General features: G+C 60.2%; 17 protein-coding genes and 1 pseudogene. 13 read left to right on the forward strand and 5 right to left on the reverse strand.

The features are described from left to right. Positions 1-483 precede the first annotated feature (483 nt). From ACYZTL_RS10675 to ACYZTL_RS10700, 6 genes are all read left to right on the forward strand, one after another. The gene (locus ACYZTL_RS10675) at positions 484-795 is read left to right on the forward strand and encodes a DUF3077 domain-containing protein (RefSeq protein WP_461951754.1); all 312 of its coding nucleotides are present in this window, start codon (positions 484-486) and stop codon (positions 793-795) included. Positions 796-1139: 344 nt separating this feature from the next. Next, entirely contained in the window at positions 1140-1364 is a 225-nt protein-coding gene (locus ACYZTL_RS10680) for a DUF7683 domain-containing protein (protein ID WP_461951755.1), read from the forward strand. A gap of 329 nt (positions 1365-1693) precedes the next feature. Then, entirely contained in the window at positions 1694-2170 is a 477-nt protein-coding gene (locus ACYZTL_RS10685) for a formate dehydrogenase subunit gamma (protein WP_461951756.1), read from the forward strand. After that, entirely contained in the window at positions 2167-3729 is a 1563-nt protein-coding gene (locus ACYZTL_RS10690; RefSeq protein ID WP_461951757.1) for a formate dehydrogenase beta subunit, read from the forward strand. Before ACYZTL_RS10685 ends, ACYZTL_RS10690 begins: the two co-directional genes overlap by 4 nt. Further along, on the forward strand, positions 3726-6608 hold the full coding sequence (gene fdhF / locus ACYZTL_RS10695) for a formate dehydrogenase subunit alpha (protein WP_461951758.1): 2883 nt from the start codon (positions 3726-3728) through the stop codon (positions 6606-6608). Before ACYZTL_RS10690 ends, fdhF begins: the two co-directional genes overlap by 4 nt. Next, on the forward strand, positions 6605-6826 hold the full coding sequence (locus ACYZTL_RS10700) for a formate dehydrogenase subunit delta (RefSeq protein WP_461951759.1): 222 nt from the start codon (positions 6605-6607) through the stop codon (positions 6824-6826). Before fdhF ends, ACYZTL_RS10700 begins: the two co-directional genes overlap by 4 nt. Positions 6827-7047: 221 nt before the next feature. On the opposite strand, the pseudogene ACYZTL_RS10705 reads toward ACYZTL_RS10700, so the two are convergent. Continuing rightward, positions 7048-7248: pseudogene (locus ACYZTL_RS10705) on the reverse strand (PH domain-containing protein); the annotation flags it as partial. 186 nt (positions 7249-7434) lie between these two features. On the opposite strand from ACYZTL_RS10705, the gene ACYZTL_RS10710 reads away from it, so the two are divergent. From ACYZTL_RS10710 to ACYZTL_RS10725, 4 genes are all read left to right on the forward strand, one after another. Then, positions 7435-9357 carry an alkaline phosphatase D family protein gene (locus tag ACYZTL_RS10710; RefSeq protein WP_461951760.1) on the forward strand — a complete coding sequence of 641 codons (1923 nt, stop codon included), beginning with the start codon at positions 7435-7437 and terminating at the stop codon, positions 9355-9357. An 81-nt stretch (positions 9358-9438) separates the two neighbouring features. Continuing rightward, positions 9439-9945, forward strand: coding sequence for a P-loop NTPase family protein (locus tag ACYZTL_RS10715; RefSeq protein WP_461951761.1), 507 nt, complete (start codon positions 9439-9441; stop codon positions 9943-9945). Between the two features lie 162 nt (positions 9946-10107). Continuing rightward, the gene (locus tag ACYZTL_RS10720) at positions 10108-10362 is read left to right on the forward strand and encodes a type II toxin-antitoxin system prevent-host-death family antitoxin (protein WP_134096615.1); all 255 of its coding nucleotides are present in this window, start codon (positions 10108-10110) and stop codon (positions 10360-10362) included. Then, positions 10359-10613, forward strand: a complete 255-nt coding sequence (locus tag ACYZTL_RS10725; protein WP_461951762.1) for a Txe/YoeB family addiction module toxin — start codon at positions 10359-10361, stop codon at positions 10611-10613. The genes ACYZTL_RS10720 and ACYZTL_RS10725 overlap by 4 nt, the downstream gene beginning before the upstream one ends. Here ACYZTL_RS10725 and ACYZTL_RS10730 read toward each other — a convergent pair. After that, the gene (locus ACYZTL_RS10730; RefSeq protein WP_461951763.1) at positions 10607-11797 is read right to left on the reverse strand and encodes an acetylornithine/succinylornithine family transaminase; all 1191 of its coding nucleotides are present in this window, start codon (positions 11795-11797) and stop codon (positions 10607-10609) included. The genes ACYZTL_RS10725 and ACYZTL_RS10730 overlap by 7 nt on opposite strands. Positions 11798-11899: 102 nt before the next feature. Here ACYZTL_RS10730 and ACYZTL_RS10735 point away from each other — a divergent pair, with 102 nt between their 5' ends. Next, a complete protein-coding gene (locus tag ACYZTL_RS10735; RefSeq protein ID WP_461951764.1) occupies positions 11900-12805 on the forward strand; it encodes a LysR family transcriptional regulator in 906 nt (301 codons plus the stop codon). Positions 12806-12845: 40 nt separating this feature from the next. Here ACYZTL_RS10735 and msrA read toward each other — a convergent pair whose 3' ends face one another. The 3 genes from msrA to msrB are packed head-to-tail and all read right to left on the reverse strand — an operon-like array spanning position 12846 to position 15905. After that, positions 12846-13553, reverse strand: coding sequence for a peptide-methionine (S)-S-oxide reductase MsrA (msrA, locus tag ACYZTL_RS10740; RefSeq protein WP_461951765.1), 708 nt, complete (start codon positions 13551-13553; stop codon positions 12846-12848). Between the two features lie 30 nt (positions 13554-13583). Beyond that, a complete protein-coding gene (locus ACYZTL_RS10745; protein ID WP_461951766.1) occupies positions 13584-15353 on the reverse strand; it encodes a cytochrome c biogenesis protein DipZ in 1770 nt (589 codons plus the stop codon). Between the two features lie 33 nt (positions 15354-15386). Then, the gene (msrB, locus tag ACYZTL_RS10750; protein WP_461951767.1) at positions 15387-15905 is read right to left on the reverse strand and encodes a peptide-methionine (R)-S-oxide reductase MsrB; all 519 of its coding nucleotides are present in this window, start codon (positions 15903-15905) and stop codon (positions 15387-15389) included. Positions 15906-16055: 150 nt separating this feature from the next. Here msrB and ACYZTL_RS10755 point away from each other — a divergent pair, with 150 nt between their 5' ends. Both ACYZTL_RS10755 and ACYZTL_RS10760 read left to right on the forward strand, forming a co-directional pair. Next, complete coding sequence (locus tag ACYZTL_RS10755) at positions 16056-16772, forward strand: response regulator transcription factor (RefSeq protein ID WP_461951768.1); 717 nt, start codon at positions 16056-16058, stop codon at positions 16770-16772. Further along, positions 16769-18286, forward strand: coding sequence for a sensor histidine kinase (locus ACYZTL_RS10760; RefSeq protein ID WP_461951769.1), 1518 nt, complete (start codon positions 16769-16771; stop codon positions 18284-18286). Before ACYZTL_RS10755 ends, ACYZTL_RS10760 begins: the two co-directional genes overlap by 4 nt. The last annotated feature ends 11 nt before the right edge of the window (positions 18287-18297 follow it).

Genomic DNA, 18297 nt, shown 5'->3' on the forward strand with positions numbered 1-18297 from the left:
AATTCATCAACCACCCGAAGCGCAAATGTGTAACCCGCAGACAGATGGTATTGACCTGTTTCAATGCGTTTCCAGGACGCAGATGCGACTAGCCCGAAGGTTGCAGGAATGAGGTCCACACGATACCCTCCCACCGTCGCTGCCAATTCAGCGACCGGGTGTGGAAACCCGTGTAATTCAAGGCGCAACAGCGCCACCATCACGTCTGCCGGCGCTTTTTTTATGCCTGCGGCGTGAGTTATGGCGGCTGTGCGTGGGACGTCTTCGGGCGTGCCGGTTTCCTTGATTCCCGGTTTTCCACCCTGCGCACAGCTGTCACCCATTCGTGTGGAAACGAACGTGGCAGCTCCTCATATCAAGGAGTTTGATAATGCGCAGCATCAATCCGTACAAAATTTGGCTTTTCCTTCAACGCGACTCCCTGTTGCGTAACGCCCCACCATCCGCCCTCTCCCACCACCTCTCCCTCATCGGAGGTGGCAAATGACCGAACAACCCGAACTCACAACCATCGGCCTCACCCCCGCCATCTACTGCGGCGATCAAGCGCTGTTCCATGTCACTCGCAACGTGCCCGTCGGCGATGCGTTGGCCATGGCTTCTGATTTTCTGTTTCTCGCCAAGGCGCTGACCAAGGATGCGGCGGATGCCAAGGACACGGATTACCACGCTTGGGCCGCGCATTATTTGACGGCGATGAGTAAGGCGGTGGTGGATGATGTGGCGAAAGTGCTGACGCGGGATCGGGATAATGAGTTGGCGAATAAGCGGGCGGAGGGGATGGCTGAGGGGTAGCGCGCAAAAGGGCCGGACTTTGTCTGGCGTTTGAAATATGTAGGGCACTTGTAGGAGCGAGCTTGCTCGCGAAGATGGCGGCCATTCAGCGGTAATGGTGATTGGCTTGCGTTTTTCGCGAGCGAGCTCGCTCCTACAGGGGGTTGGGGTTCGGTTTGGGGTTCTGTGTTGGCTGGTCTGGCGCTTTCGCGGGCAAGCCCGCTCCCACAGGTTTCACGTGTTGACAGGGATTTGGGACGGCTTCGAATTGTCGGGGTTCAGCTCAGCTCGGGGCAGATGCCAAGAGTTCGACCGCGAAACTGGAATTCGAAAAAACTTAGCGGCACGTAAAGGAAGGCAGAGCCATGAAACACGTGATTATGGGAGTTCCCGAAGGCGAGGATTTCGCTTCCTATGAAATGGAAATCCCGGTTTCCGTCGCGGACCTCAAACCAATCATGGGCTGGGTGAAGGACGATGACTGCGTCTATGACTACCAGCTCACAACAGACCAAATCCGCGCAATCGAACAGCTCTGCTCCCTAAAATTGCCCACCGATCTGATGCTGTTTCTTACCTGCAGCGCCTGATATACATCACCCATCGACAAGTCCGCAGGGCATTGCAGCCAGTGAATAAACACCCCGTGCCCCACTCATCTAGACTTAATGGATAGTCGTAGGCAGAACCGAACACGTCGCTTTGGTGCAGTTCGATCAATAGCAGCGTGGCAAGCTGCCCTTTATGCCCAGTAGAGGTGCGGCGAAGACCGCGCCGGGCACAACAAGATGCCCATTCAGGGTGCCCTGGCCAACGGCCTGAAATTGCCACGATTCCGTGACGTGGTGTGAGTGCCGCAGCCGACACTTTCGGACAACCGACAACCATCTGGTTTGTCCGTGACCGTGAGGATTGCTGTATGCCTGATGAGATGTTGCATCTGCCTATGGTCAACAGTCTGCTGGAGCGCCACAAAGGCTCTCCGGGTGCACTGTTGCCCATCCTTCATGAGATTCAGGCGGGCATCGGTTACATCCCCGATGCTGCCATCCCCGAGATTGCCCACGCCCTCAATCAGAGTCAGGCCGAGATTCGCGGGGTGATCAGTTTTTACCATGACTTCCGTACCGCGCCGCCGGCTCGACACATTCTTCGTTTGTGCCGGGCCGAGTCGTGCAAGAGTCGCGGCGCCGAGCAGTTGGCCGCGCAATTGCGCGAACGGCTGCAACTGGACGATCACGGCAGCAGCGCCGACGGCAGCATCAGTTTGCGCCCCGTTTATTGCCTCGGCGCCTGCGCTTGCTCGCCGGCTCTGGAGCTGGATGGCCGGGTGCATGCGCGGCTCAGTGCCGAGCGTCTGGATGCATTGCTCGACGCTTGCCGGGAGGATGCATGATGCCGGCTTTCTATTTGTCCTCTGATTCGGTGGCCCGTGCCGTGGGTGCCGAAGAGATTGCGGTGGCCCTTATCACCCATGCCCGGGGACGCTTTGTGCCCCTGGAGTTGCAACGCACCAGCTCGCGTGGCCTGTACTGGCTGGAACCGCTGCTGGAAGTGGACAGCCCGCAAGGCCGAATCGGCTTCGGCCCGCTGACTGCAGCCGATGTGCCGTCAGTGCTCGATGCCTTAGAAGGCGAGCCGTCTGCTCATCCACTGGCTTTGGGCCTGGTGGAAGAGTTGCCCTATTTGAAAACGCAACAACGCCTGCTGTTTGCCCGCGCCGGCATCACCCGGCCGCTGTACCTCGACGATTACCTGGATCATGGCGGTTTCGAGGGTTTGAAAAGAGCCGTCACCATCGGTGGCGAACAGACTGCGACTGAGGTATTCGATTCGGGTCTGCGTGGCCGTGGCGGCGCGGCTTTCCCGGCCGGGATCAAATGGCGCACGGTGCGCGCCACCCAAGCGGCTCAGAAATACATTGTGTGCAATGCCGACGAAGGCGATTCCGGCACCTTTGCCGATCGCATGTTGATGGAAGGCGACCCCTTCCTGCTGATCGAAGGCATGGCCATTGCCGGCATTACCGTCGGCGCCACCTTCGGCTACATCTATGTTCGCTCGGAATACCCAGACGCCGTGGCCACCCTGCGGGCAGCGCTGAACATCGCCCGTGAAGCAGGCTACCTCGGCACCAATGTCGGCGGCAGCGGTCAGGCCTTCGACATGGAAGTGCGCGTCGGTGCTGGCGCGTACATCTGCGGTGAGGAAACCGCTCTGCTCGACTCTCTGGAAGGCAAGCGCGGGATCGTCCGCGCCAAGCCGCCGATCCCCGCGTTGCAGGGGCTGTTCGGCCTGCCGACGCTGGTGCACAACGTGCTGACTCTGGCCTCGGTGCCGCTGATTCTGGCCAAGGGTGCGCAGTTTTATCGCGATTACGGCATGGGCCGCTCGCTGGGCACCATGCCCTTCCAACTGGCGGGCAATATTCGTCACGGCGGTTTGGTGGAAAGGGCCTTTGGCCTGACCCTGCGGGAACTGGTGGAAGACTACGGCGGTGGCACCGCCAGTGGCCGGCCACTGAAGGCCGCGCAGGTTGGCGGCCCGCTCGGCGCCTGGGTGCCACCTTCGCAATTCGACACGCCGCTGGATTACGAAGCGTTCGCCGCCATCGGCGCCATGCTCGGTCACGGTGGTGTGGTGGTGGCTGACGACAGCCTGGACATGGCCCACATGGCGCGCTTCGCGATGCAGTTCTGCGCCGAGGAATCCTGTGGCAAATGCACGCCGTGCCGCATCGGCTCGACCCGGGGCGTGGAGGTGATCGACCGTCTGCTGGCCGCGCCTGACCAGAGCGGTCGCGATGAGCAGGTCATCATCCTCAAGGACCTGTGCGACACCCTGCAATACGGTTCGCTGTGCGCGTTGGGCGGCATGGTCTCCTTTCCGGTCGCCAGCGCCCTCAAGTACTTCCCCGCTGACTTCGGTCTGCAAGCCTCGGAGGCCGACCAATGATCACTCTCTTCGACCCGAAAACCGATATCGATCTTGGAACACCGGCCCGCGACAGCCAGGTACAAATCACCCTGAAAATCGACGGCCGCAGCATCAGCGTGCCCGAAGGCACCTCGGTGATGCGCGCCGCCGCGCTGCTGGGCACCACCATTCCCAAACTCTGTGCCACCGACAGCCTGGAAGCCTTCGGCTCCTGCCGCATGTGCCTGGTGGAGATCGACGGCATGCGCGGCTACCCCGCGTCCTGCACCACGCCGGTCAGCGAAGGCATGAGCGTGCATACACAGACGCCGAAGCTCGCGACCCTGCGTCGCAACGTCATGGAGCTGTACATCTCCGATCACCCGCTGGACTGCCTGACCTGCTCGGCCAACGGCAACTGCGAGCTGCAAACCGTCGCCGGCCAGGTCGGCCTGCGGGAAGTACGTTACGGTTATGAAGGCGACAACCATCTGGCCGACGTGAAGGACACGTCCAACCCCTATTTCGAATACGACCCGAGCAAGTGCATCGTCTGCAACCGCTGCGTGCGCGCTTGCGAAGAAACTCAGGGCACCTTTGCCCTGACCATTACCGGGCGCGGTTTCGAATCCCGGGTCGCGGCCGCCGGTGGCGAGAACTTCCTCGACTCGGAATGCGTGTCCTGCGGCGCCTGTGTGCAAGCCTGTCCCACCGCGACGCTGATGGAAAAAAGCGTGGTCGAACTCGGCCAGCCCGAACGTAGCGTGATCACCACCTGTGCCTATTGCGGAGTGGGCTGCTCGTTCCGCGCCGAGATGAAAGGCGACCAGCTGGTGCGCATGGTTCCGGACAAGAACGGCCACGCCAACCACGGCCACTCTTGCGTCAAAGGGCGCTTTGCCTGGGGCTACGCCACTCACCCGGATCGCATCACCAAACCGATGATCCGCAAAAACATCAACGACCCTTGGCAGGAAGTCAGCTGGGATGAAGCGGTGACCTATGCCGCCAGCGAATTCCGTCGGTTGCAGCAAAAATACGGCCGCGATTCCATCGGTGGCATCACCTCCAGCCGCTGCACCAACGAAGAAACCTATCTGGTGCAGAAACTGGTGCGCGCCGCGTTTGGCAATAACAACGTCGACACCTGTGCGCGGGTTTGTCACTCGCCGACCGGCTATGGCTTGAAACAAACCCTGGGCGAGTCCGCTGGCACCCAGAGTTTCGATTCGGTGATGCAGGCCGACGTGATCCTGGTGATGGGCGCCAACCCCAGCGACGCCCACCCGGTGTTCGCCTCGCAACTCAAACGCCGACTGCGTGAAGGCGCGCGGCTGATAGTCATCGATCCACGACGCATTGATCTGGTGGACTCGGTGCATGCCCGCGCCGAACTGCACCTGGCCCTGCGTCCGGGCACCAACGTCGCCATGCTCAACGCGTTGGCCCACGTCATCGTCACCGAAGGTTTGCTCAACCAGTCCTTCATCGACGCCCGTTGCGAGGGCAGCGATTTCGCCCGCTGGAGCGAGTTCGTCAGCCGTGCGGAAAACTCGCCGGAAGTCCTTGGCCCCATCTGCGGTGTGCCCGCTGCCGACATCCGCGCCGCCGCCCGTCTGTATGCCACCGGCGGCAACGCGGCGATTTATTACGGCCTGGGCGTCACAGAGCACAGCCAGGGCAGCACCGCGGTCATGGGCATCGCCAACCTGGCCATGGTCACCGGCAACATCGGCCGCGAAGGCGTGGGCGTGAACCCGCTGCGGGGGCAGAACAACGTTCAGGGCTCCTGCGACATGGGTTCCTTTCCCCACGAGCTGCCCGGTTACCGGCACATATCCAACGAGATGGTGCGGGCGCAGTTCGAACAGGCGTGGAATGTCACCCTGCAGCCTGACCCGGGCCTGCGCATTCCCAACATGTTCGAGGCAGCGCTGGGCGGCACTTTCAAGGGTTTGTATTGCCAAGGCGAAGACATCGCCCAGAGCGATCCGAATACCCAGCACGTCACTGCGGCGCTGTCGGCCATGGAATGCGTGGTGGTACAGGACATTTTCCTCAACGAAACCGCCAAGTTCGCCCACGTATTCCTGCCGGGCGCTTCGTTCCTGGAAAAAGACGGCACCTTCACCAACGCCGAGCGCCGTATCTCGCGGGTACGCAAAGTCATGGATCCCCTCGGCGGTAAGGCCGATTGGGAAGGCACCGTGGCCCTGGCAAACGCACTCGGTTACCCGATGAACTACAAACACCCATCGGAAATCATGGATGAAATCGCCAGCCTGACGCCGACCTTCACCAACGTCAGCTACGCCGCACTGGACAGCCACGGCAGCCTGCAATGGCCGTGCAACGCCGCGGCACCTGACGGCACGCCAACCATGCACGTCGAGCAATTCGTGCGCGGCAAGGGGCGTTTCATGCTCACCGGTTATGTGCCCACCGAGGAGAAGGTCAACAATCGCTATCCGCTTCTGCTGACCACCGGGCGCATCCTCAGCCAGTACAACGTCGGCGCCCAGACCCGGCGAACTGAGAACGTCGCCTGGCACGACGAAGACCGTCTGGAAATCCACCCGACCGACGCCGAGAGCCGTGGCATCAACGAAGGTGACTGGGTCGGCATCGGCAGCCGCGCCGGGCAGACCGTGTTGCGCGCGCGGGTCACCGAACGGGTCGCCCCGGGCGTGGTGTACACCACCTTCCACTTCCCTGAATCGGGGGCCAACGTCATCACCACCGACAACTCGGACTGGGCCACCAACTGTCCGGAGTACAAGGTCACCGCAGTGGAAGTCAGCCGCGTCTACCACCCTTCCGAGTGGCAAAAACGCTATCAGGAATTCAGCGACGAACAGCACCGTCTGCTCAAGGATCGCCGTCAGGCCCGTGGCGCTAAAGCGGAGGTACGCCGATGAGCACCGCCAACCTGATCAAAATGGCCAACCAAATCGCCCTGTACTTCGCCAACGAACCGGACCAGCAACAAGCCGTGCTCGGTGTGCGCAATCATCTGCAGATGTATTGGGCGCCCAGCATGCGCAAGGAGTTGCTGGCCTGGCAGACGGAGCATCAAGGGGCGGACTTGCATCCGTTGGCGCAGGCGGCGGTCAGTGGGGCGGGTTGGGAGGCGTAGGTTTACACAGTCCAGAGGTTTTTAAAGTCGACCACTGGAGGGTGAGACCACCCAATTTGTGGCGAGGGAGCTTGCTCCCGCTGGACTGCGCAGCAGTCCCTTTTTCGGAGCCGCTTCGCGGCTCAACGGGAGCAAGCTCCCTCGCCACAAGTTTTCGATCGTCTCGAGATTCTCTTAAGCGAACAGTATTACGAGTCTCTCGGGGCTTTTAATCACTCAGCTCAAAGCAAATGCTGAGAGATCAGCTTCGAGATCTCCACCATCGACGTCCTGCCGGTGAATTCAAACTTCACCTTCCCCAACGACGAAAAATAAATCTCCAACTCGGAGTCCAGGTCAAACGTCCCGGAAGTTTCCACCGAGTACGCCACGATGTTTTTGTATGGCAACGAGGTGAAGTCTTTTTTGCTGCCAGTGATGCCCATGTTGACGCTACTCGAATCTATACCTGTGCACGCCGTAAACGGCATGGCACTTTCACTGTAGCCTGCTTGCGAATTCAGCGATTGATCACTTCTTCCACCACCCAAGCCAAACATTGCACCGCAGGCATCCGCAGCCACCTGCGTTACTATCGGCGACCTGTGCGCCAAGAGTCTTGAACCCGGATGTCCGTATCTCTGCCATTACCCGACGATTGCACCTCACTGCCACCGGTTCTGGTCGGACCACTGCTGCGGCGGCTGGAACCTACACGGCTGGTGTTGTGGCTCGTGGGAACCCGGGCGTTGTCGCTGACGCTGCGTCTGCAAGGTGTTGGCGACATTCGCCTCGATGCCGGGCAATGCACGATCATCCCGGTCGGTACTCACGCCTTCATTCATTTGATCGATGTGCCGCTGGACACCGCCCTGCCCTGCGACACGCTGATCGAGTACGACCTGCTGATTGATGACGCGATGACGGGCATCGCCGAATGGGCGCCGCATCTGCTGTACGGTGAGGCGCGATCTCCGAATTTCGTTTTGCGCTCGCGGATCGATCATCTGCTGCATGGCTCCTGCCGCAAACCTCACCACCCTGCCGCCGACGGCTTGCTCTGTGTTGATCGCTTGTTGGCCTCGGAACATGAAGCAACGGAGCGCCCGGCACTGTTGATGATGAGCGGCGATCAGGTGTACGCCGACGATGTCGCCGGGCCGATGTTGCGGGCCATTCATGCCTTGATCGCGCGGTTGGGACTGTTCGGCGAACACCTCGAAGGCGCCGTGGTCAGCGACAGCGCCAGGCTCTATGAGCATGCTGCCAGCTACTACCATCGTGCGGATTTGTTACCGGCGCTGCAGAGCAATGAAACCCTGCGCGAGCGATTTTTCGGCGGTGCGCGTAAGCCGATTTTCACCAGCAGCAGCGCCGATAATCATCTGGTGACGTTCGCTGAAGTCATGGCGATGTACCTGCTGGTGTGGTCGCCGACACCCTGGACGTTGATCGCACCCAAACCGCCGAAACTGATTCCCGAACGACGCGAGCGTTATGCGCTGGAACAGACGCGCATCGATGGTTTCAAGGCGGGCCTGGGCGGTGTTGCCCGCGCCTTCGCGCATTTGCCGTGCCTGATGATTTTCGACGACCACGATATTACCGATGACTGGAATCTTTCCGCGCAATGGGAGGAAACGGCCTACGGCCATCCGTTCTCCAAGCGCATCATCGGCAACGCGCTGATCGCTTATATGTTGTGTCAGGGCTGGGGCAACAATCCGGATGCATTTGGCGCGTTGCTTGGGAAGACTGACGGTTTTAGCGTGACCGGGGACGATGGCTATCTCGACAGCCCCGTACAGGACGCCTTGATCGATGAGTTGCTGAAGTTTCAGCACTGGCATTACGTACTGCCGACCACCCCGGCGATGGTGGTGCTCGACACCCGCACCCGGCGCTGGCGCAGTGAGATAACGCTCAAGCAGCCCTCGGGTCTTCTGGATTGGGAAGCCCTGAGCGAGCTGCAACAGGAATTGCTCGATCACCCTTCGGCGATAATCGTTTCGCCGGCACCGGTGTTCGGCGTGAAGCTGATCGAAACCGTGCAACGGGTATTCAGTTGGTTCGGTTACCCGTTGCTGGTGGACGCCGAAAACTGGATGGCCCATCGCGGCGCGGCGCAGGTGATCCTGAACATTTTCCGACACTCGCGTACACCGGGTAACTACGTGGTGCTGTCAGGCGATGTGCATTATTCCTTCGTCTACGAAGTGTTGATCCGACACCGCAAGGCCGGCCCGAGGATTTGGCAGATCACCAGCAGCGGCATCAAGAACGAATTTCCACCGACGCTGCTTGAATGGTTCGACCGGCTCAATCGCTGGCTCTACTCGCCGCGCTCGCCGCTGAACTGGCTGACCAAGCGCCGGCGGATGCGCATCGTTCCCCATGTTCCGGAGCATGCTGAGGCGGGTGAACGGTTGTGGAATTCGGCGGGGATCGGGCAGGTGTTCTTTAATGAAAAAGGGCAGCCACAGGATATTTTTCAACACAACTCGGATGGTTCGCCGAAGACGCGGATGGTGGCGCCTGAGGGTGAGGACTGAAGGTATGGCCGGTATGGCGCCCCCCCAAAAACCTGTGGGAGCGGGCTTGCTCGTACCGTGCGTTAATGCAGGCCACTGGATATGAATCTCGCTCGGACACTGATTATCGGCAACTCCGGCTCGGGCAAGAGCTGGCTGGCCGAGCGGTTGGCCGGGCAACTGCAAGTGCCTTGGGTTGATCTGGATACTCTTTACTGGTTGTCCGACGAACACAGCATCGCCCGTCCACGCGCCGAAGCATTGGGCATGGCGCGGATCGCGGCAGATGAAGAGCGCTGGGTGATCGAGGGCATTTACGGCTGGATCGTCAGCGAACTTATCCACAGGACCACGGCGTTGATCTGGTTGTCCGTTGAAGATGAAGAATGCGTCGCCAATATTCGCCAGCGCGAGGTGAATCGGAGCGAGCAGGACGAGTTGCTGATCGCCTTGCTCGGCTGGGCCAGCAGTTACCGTACCCGCGATGGCTCCAGCGGATTTGCCGCGCATCAGCGCCTGTTCGAAGGGTTCGCAGGTTCAAAAATCAAACTGATGAATCGCTCCGAGATCACGGCATTTGCGAATACCCGGCCAAGGGATGGCTTTTAAATCGGATGCGGATTACATCGATCACGGAAACGTCCAGAAGGATCTTCAACGATACTCAGTACAAACGCAGATGCATCGTCTGCGTAACGACCATTCGTAGGTATCGCCTTGTCATCCTGTACTCATTTCTGTACGTTCTTTGCATTGAGCGAGGACTACAACATGCAAACCATCAACTACACCACCGCACGTGCACACCTTGCAGAAACCATGGATCGGGTCAATGAAGACCGCGCTCCATTGTTGGTCACTCGCCAGAAAGGCGAACCCGTTGTGATGATGTCTCTGGCGGAATACAACGCCCTTGAAGAGACTGCCTACCTGCTTCGCTCCCCCGCCAATGCTGAACGCCTGATCAAATCAATCGGCAACCTGCGAGCAGGGAAAACCAAAACCAGGCAACTTATCGAAGAATGAATATCGAGTTCACTTCTGAAGGCTGGGAAGACTACCTGTGGTTTCAGCAAAACGATAAAGCCGGGCTCAAGCGAATCAATCTGCTGATCAAATCAATTCAGCGCGAGCCATTCGATGGAATCGGGAAGCCCGAGCCGCTCAAACACAATTTGAGCGGCTTCTGGTCACGTCGAATTACCGGCGAGCACCGATTGGTTTACGCAGTAGAGGACGATGAGATACGCGTCGTGATGTGCAGATATCATTACTGAGTAAAAACTGAGGCCGCACTCACCACTCGACCAACCCCTCTGACAATCATCTCCACCTCCCGCTCATCAATCGTCAGCGGCGGCAGCAACCGGATGGTCTTGCCCCGGGTCACGTTGATCAACAAACCGTGATCCCGGGCGGCGATCAAGGTCAGGTCGCGAATCGGTTGCTTGAGTTCGATGCCGATCATCAGACCCTGGCCGCGAATCGCCAGGACGTTCGGGTTATCGGCCAGCTCTATGCGCAATCTGTCGAGCAAGCGTTCGCCCTGCACCTTGGCATTTTCCAGCAAGCCCTGTTCTTCGATGATGTCCAGCACAGTGCAACCCACGCGACATGCCAATGGATTACCGCCAAAGGTGCTGCCATGGCTACCGGGGGTGAAGAGGTCGGCGGCTTTGCCCCGGGCCAGGCAGGCGCCGATGGGGACGCCGTTACCGAGGCCTTTGGCCAATGTCATGACGTCCGGAACGATGCCTTCGTGCTGGAACGCAAACCACTGGCCGGTGCGGCCGATGCCGGTCTGGATTTCGTCGAGCATCAGCAGCCATCCGTGTCGGCTGCATAGACCATGCACGGCTTTGAGGTAACCCGGCGGGGCCAGTTGCACACCGCTTTCACCCTGAATCGGTTCCATCAGGATCGCCACGATGCGCGGGCCGTGGGCCTTTTGCACCCTGTCCAGCGCCTTGAGATCGCCGAATGGCACTTTGACGAAATCCCCCGGCAGGTCATTGAAACCCAGGCGTACCGCCGGGCCATCGCTGGCGGACAACGTGCCGAGCGTCCGGCCATGGAAGGCGTTTTCCATGACGACCACCAAGGGCTGCTCGATACCTTTGCGCCAGCCATGCAGCCGCGCCAGTTTCAGCGCAGTCTCATTGGCTTCGGCACCGGAGTTGTTGAAGAACGCCCGCTCCATGCCCGCCAACCGGGTGAGTTTCTGCGCCAGCCGCTGCTGCCAGTCGATGCTGTAAAGGTTCGAGGTGTGCAGCAACAAGCCGGCCTGTTCGCTGATCACGGAGACAATTTTGGGGTGAGAGTGCCCAACGTTGGTCACCGCCACGCCCGCCACCGCGTCCAGGTATTCGCGACCCGCCTGATCCCACAGGCGCGTGCCCAGGCCTTTAGTGAAACTCAAGGCCAGGGGTTGGTAAGTGCTCATCAGGCAGGCGGCGGTCATGACATCAAGCTCCATCAATAGTCGGTGTTTTTGCAGTATGGTTAACCACCTGAGCTGGATAAACGCTGCAACACTTCAATCATTTTAAAGCAGAGCTTGATAATGGACCTGTTCCAGGCAATGACCGTTTACGTAAGAGTGGTGGAATCCGGCAGCATGACCGCCGCCGCTTTTCAGTGCGAAATGTCTACCACCATGGTGGGCAATCACCTGCGGGCACTGGAGCAACGTCTGGGGGTGCGTTTGCTCAACCGTACAACGCGGCGCCAGCGGCTGACGGAATTTGGCACGGCGTACTATCAGCGCTGCCTCGAAGTACTGGGGCTGGTGGCCGATTCCGAACGCCTGGCCGAGCAAGCCCTCGACGAGCCAAGCGGCACCCTGCGCATCACCGCTCCGCTGACGTTCGGCACCGAAAAACTCGCGCCCGCGTTGAGCGAATTCGCCCTGCTTTGTCCGCGAGTCAAACTGGATGTGGTCCTCACCAACCGGCGCCCGGATCTGCTTGAAAACGGTATCGACGTGGCGTTTCGGCTGGGCAACATGGAACAGACCAACCTGATCGCCCGGCCACTCGTGGATTACACGCTGACCATGTGCGCATCACCGGGCTATCTGACGCGCCGAGGCAACCCGGAAAAACCTGATGACCTGCGACACCACGACTGCCTGTCCTTCGCCTACCCGGCCGGCGATGACTGGCAATCGGTGGAAAAGGAATGGCGCCTGACCGGGGCCGAAGGCGAGGTGGCTGTGGCGGTCAGTGGACCCATGCTGATCAACAGCTCCGCAGGTTTGCATCAAGCGGCACGCACCGGCATGGGCATCGTGCTGTTGCCCGACGCATTGGTGGAACAAGACCTCAAGGACGGGAAACTGGTGGCCGTGATGCAGGATTATCTGCCGCCGAGTCGACCGATGAGCCTGATGTACGCTCAGGATCGCTACCGTTTGCCGAAATTGCGCAGCTTCGTCGACTTCGCCATGGGGATGTGGGGCAAGCAGTAGCGGGCTGATTCGGGGGTGAGCGTTGTGCTCGCCCCTCCCCTCACATCCCCACCTTCACCAGCACCGGTTTTTCCTGATATCGCTCCGGATACAACTGCTTCAACTGCGCCACTTTCGGCAGATCGTTGATCACGATGTACGGGTAAGTCGGATGCTCGGTCAGAAAGTCCTGATGTTCCTCTTCCGCCGGGTAGAAACCGTTATAGGTTTCCAGTTTGGTAACTATTGGTTTGTTGAACGATTTCGCTGCGTCGAGCTGGGCAATGTAGGCCTGGGCGACACGCTGCTGCTCGCTGTTTGCCGGAAAAATCGCCGACCGGTACTGAGTGCCGCGGTCAGGTCCCTGACGATTGAGTTCGGTCGGGTTGTGCGCGACGGAAAAGTAGATCTGCAACAAGGTGCCGTAGCTGACTTGAGTGGGGTCGAACGTGACCTCGACAGATTCTGCGTGACCGGTATCGCCGTCGCTGACTCGCTCATATTGAGCGGTATCGGCCGCACCACCGGCATAACCTGAAACTGCTTTCTTCACACCTTTGACATGCTGGAACACCCCTTGCACGCCCCAGAAGCAACCGCCGGCGAAAACCGCAGTTTCACTGTGGGCCTGGGTGGTTTCGTCGAGGACCGGTGGGGGAATGATGACCGCTTCTTCGGCAGCACCGAAAGAGAACGCAGAGCATTGACCGATGATGCCTGCGGCAGCCAGCCCCAACAGGGTGCGGCGCCAGGTGAACAGGGTTTTCATGAGGCTGACTCCTGAGAAATAAAGGGGCTATCAACCGAACGTAAAGGCATACGCCGAGACACCCGGATCGAGAAATTCGATGCTGAAGGTTCGATCCGTGATAGCGCCGGGTTGGCGCACCAGTTGATACAAACGTTGCTCGGTCACACTTCCGCTGCCATCGGGCGCGACATCCGTACCGTGGGCATCACCGGGGATTTTTCCGTCAATCAGGACTTTGAAACGCACCGGTTTGCCATCGGCGGCGGGGCCCAGCACCAGATGTAAATCGCGAGCGTGGAAACGGTAGACGATGCTACTGGCTGGCGCGCTTGATGTGGCCCGCTCCGAACCGACAGTCCACTGACCGCCCAGGCTCCAGTCATTCAGGGCCAGTTGCGACGGTGGGTTGTAGGTCGTCAACTTGTCGGGAACCAGACTGGTTTCCGGGACGAAATGCTCCGCGCGCTGGTAGCCGACATAGGTTTCCGGTGACTGCACTTCGTTCATGTCCGGCGCGAGTTGAACACCCTCGGCATTGGCATTGATCAGCCCGTCGGCCACCTTGGCGGCACCCGCCTCACGCAGCAATTGCTGGATAACCCGCTCCGATTCGGCGTAATCGCCTTCGCCAAAGTGGTGGTAGCGAATGCGCCCCTGAGCGTCGGCAAAATAGTGGGCGGGCCAGTATTCGTTGTTGAAAGCGCGCCAGATCTTGTAGTCGTTATCGATCGCCACCGGGTAGTTGATGCCCAGGTCCTTCATGGCTTTGGTGACGTTGCCTACATTTCGTTCGAAAGCGAATTCGGGCGCATGGACACCGATCACCACCAGGCCCTGATCACGATACTTTTCGGCCCACGCCTTCACATAGGGCAGCGTGCGCAGGCAGTTGATGCAGGAGTAGGTCCAGAAATCAACCAGTACCACTTTGCCCTTCAACGCCTCAGCGGAGAGAGGGGCTGAGTTGAGCCATTGCACGGCCCCGTCCAGCGGCGGGAGGTTGCCTTCAATCGGCAGCGCACCTGGTGTTTTGTCAGCCGCTTTCATTGCATTGCCGGAATCACGCGCCATCATCGCCCCACTTTCATTTGGAGACTTGCCGACCAAACGCCCCACCAGCGCCTGTTCGATACCACCCGTGGACGCCGTCGAAACCCGTGCCAGAATTCCGGTATCAAGCCCCAGGGCAATCGCTGCCACACCCGCCAGCATTGCAGCGCCCAAACCTCGTCGGACCCACTCGCCAGCACCGATGGAACGCTTCATTGCAGCGAAGACTTTACCGCCCAGCAGCAACGCCACCGCGAGGGAAGTGGCGGCACCAGCCGCGTAGGCCAGCAGCAACAGGGTGGTTGCGATACTTGCCCCTTGCAGTGCGGCGCCGGTCAGCACCAGGCCCAGAATCGGCCCGGCACACGGCGCCCAGAGCAAGCCGGTTGCAACCCCGATCAGGAACGAAGCACCGGGGCGCGGCCGCGAATCGGCACCTGCAGCTTCCGACAAACGACTGCCAGCCGCCACCAGCGGACGCGTCAGGCGCTCAGCCAGTTGCGGCAGCAACAACGTCAAGCCGAACAGTGCAACAAACACCAACGCGAGCCAGCGACCGTACTGGTTGAGCTGCACCACCCAACCGCCCCCCACCGCCGCCAACGAGGCGACCAGCGCGAAGGTCAATGCCATCCCCGCCAGCAGCGGCAAGCTGCTCTTCATGAACGGCTGCCCGGTGCGGGCGAAGACAAACGGCAGTACCGGCAGAATGCACGGGCTGACGATCGTCAGCACACCACCGAGATAAGCGAGGACCAGAAGCCACATAGCGTCGACCTGCGTAAAAAGTGAGAGAAAGGATCAAGCCGCCTGTGGCTTGAAGGTCATCGCCAGACCGTTCATGCAATAACGCAGGCCGGTGGGCTTGGGCCCGTCATCGAAGACATGCCCCAGATGCCCCCCGCAACGCCGACAGTGAACCTCTTCGCGCAGCACGCCGAAGGATCGGTCCTGGCGGGTCGCCACGGCCTTGTCCAGCGGCGCCCAGAAGCTCGGCCAACCGGTGCGGCTGTCGAACTTGGTGGCGGAGGAGAACAGCGGCAGATCGCAACCGGCACAGGCAAATGTTCCGTCACGGTGCTCGTTGTTCAGCGAACTGCTGTAGGCCCGTTCGGTCCCTTCTTCTCGCAGGATTTCGTACTGCTCGTCGCTTAGCAGGGCATGCCATTCGCTGTCAGTGTGCGTCACCTCGAAAACCTCCGCCGCGCTGGCTTCACTGACCAGCGCAGAGCTGGCAGCAAATTTTGGCAATACACCGATCGCCAGGGCTGCAACCCCCAGCCCGCCGCTTGCTACAAGAAATTGTCGCCGTGAAAACATGGCCGTCTCCAAAATCCAAAGTGCCTTTCATGGAACACAGCCTAGGCTTGGGTTGATCGCCGAATCCTCACGGAAAGTTAAATAATTCGTGATAACTCTGGCCCTGGAAAACCCGCACAATGCGCTCATTGCGCCGAAGGATTGAGCTTGATGGAACCGACCAAACGCGTCCTCGTGGTCGAGGACGACCTGCATATCGCCGACCTTATCTGCCTGCATCTGCGCGATGAGCAGTTCGAGGTGGTGCACTGCGCCGATGGCGATGAAGGCATGCGATTGCTCCAGCAAGGAAGCTGGGACGCACTGATCCTCGACCTGATGCTGCCGGGTGTCGACGGCCTGGAAATCTGCCGCCGCGCCCGCGCCATGGCCCGCTACACACCGATCATCATTACCAGTGCGCGCTCCAGCGAAGTCCACCGGATACTGGGGCTGGAACTCGGCGCTGATGACTATCTGGCCAAACCCTTTTCCATGCTTGAGCTGGTTGCCCGGGTCAAGGCGCTGTTGCGGCGGGTCGACGCCATGGCCCGCAACCTGAAAATGGATGCCGGCAGCCTGATCACCGACGGACTTTCCATCGATCCGATCACCCGCGAGGTCTCCCTCGACGGTCGGCGTCTCGACCTCACGCCACGGGAGTTCGACCTGTTGTATTTCTTCGCCCGCCAGCCCGGCAAGGTGTTCTCGCGCATGGACCTGCTCAATGCCGTGTGGGGTTACAGCCATGAAGGCTACGAGCACACGGTCAATACCCACATCAACCGCCTGCGGGCAAAGATCGAGGCCGATCCGGCACAACCGGTGCGCATCCTCACGGTGTGGGGCCGAGGCTACAAATTCGCGGCCCGGGAGGAACAGCCATGAGGCTGACCCTGACGCAACGACTGTCTCTGGTCTTCGCCGTGCTGTTGCTGGTGTGCTGCGGCACTTCGGCATGGATGCAGGTGCGTTCCAACCAGATGCATGAACAGGAAGTGGTACAAGGACTGTCACGGGATCTGGCCCAACATATCGCCCGCGACACGGTGCTGATGGACACCCAGGGCCTGATGCCCGATGCCGTGCGTGACCTGTTCAGCAAACTGATGCTGGTCAATCCCAGTGTCGAGGTTTATCTGCTCGACACCGAAGGAAAGATTGTCGGCAGCGCGGCGCCCGAAGGCCGGATTCACCGGGAACGGGTCGACCTTGCGCCGATCCAGCGTCTGCTCAAGGGGGATGCCCTGCCGATTCTCGGCGACGACCCGCGCAGCGTCGATGCGCGCAAGGTGTTCAGCGCCGCGCCGCTGAAGGTCGACGGCAAGCCCGCTGGCTATCTTTACGTGGTGTTGCTCGGCGAAGACCACGATCGCCTGGCGGAACGGGGCGCCACCAGTGCGGCCCTCAACACAGCTCTGCTGTCTATCGGACTGGTCGCATTGCTCTGCCTGATTGCCGGTCTCACCGCATTTGCCTTGATTACCCGGCCTTTGCGACGGCTGACCGAAACCGTCAGCCAGTTCGACATTGATGGCGTCCCGGTCACGACACCTGCGCCAGTCCCGGTGGAAAAAACCGCCAGCCACGACGAAATCGCCATACTCGACGCCACCTTCCGGCAGATGCAGGCGCGCCTCAGCGAACAGTGGCGCTCGCTGACCCGTCAGGATCAGGAGCGCCGCGAACTGGTGGCGAACATTTCCCACGACCTGCGTACGCCTTTGGCGTCGTTGCACGGTTATCTGGAAACCCTGTCGCTCAAGGACGCCACGCTGTCCCCCGCCGACCGTCGCCGCTATTTGGGCATCGCTCTGGATCAAAGCCGCAAGGTCGGCGGTCTGGCGCAATCGTTGCTGGAATTGGTGCGCCTGGAACACGGATTCGTGCAGCCCGTGCTGGAGCGCTTCTCCCTGACCGACCTGGTGCAGGACATCTTTCAGAAATTCGAACTCACCGCCGAGGCTCGCCAGGTTGAACTGAAGGCCAGCTTCGCGCCCAACGTGGCGGCCGCTTGCGCAGACCTGGGGTTGATCGAGCGGGTCCTCACCAACCTGTTCGACAACGCCCTGCGTCATACCCCTCAAGGTGGGGACATCGAACTGAGCTTGCGCCCACAAGGACCGTTTATCGAAGTCACCGTCAGCGATACCGGCCCCGGCATCGCACCTGAACTGCGCGAAGGATTGTTTCTACGCCCGTTCAACATTGGTGGTGCACGACGCGATGGCGGATTGGGGCTGCGAATCGTCCATCGGATCCTGCAATTGCACGGGCGCGATATCCAGCTGATCGATGTGCCCGGACGTGGCGCGACCTTTCGCTTCACGTTACCGGTCGATCAGCAAACGGCAGAGCAATGGGCTGTGCGGTCGATGAATCTGAATTCGCCGGGGAAATAGTTGCCGCAACG

Source organism: Pseudomonas sp. LB3P81 (assembly GCF_054897965.1).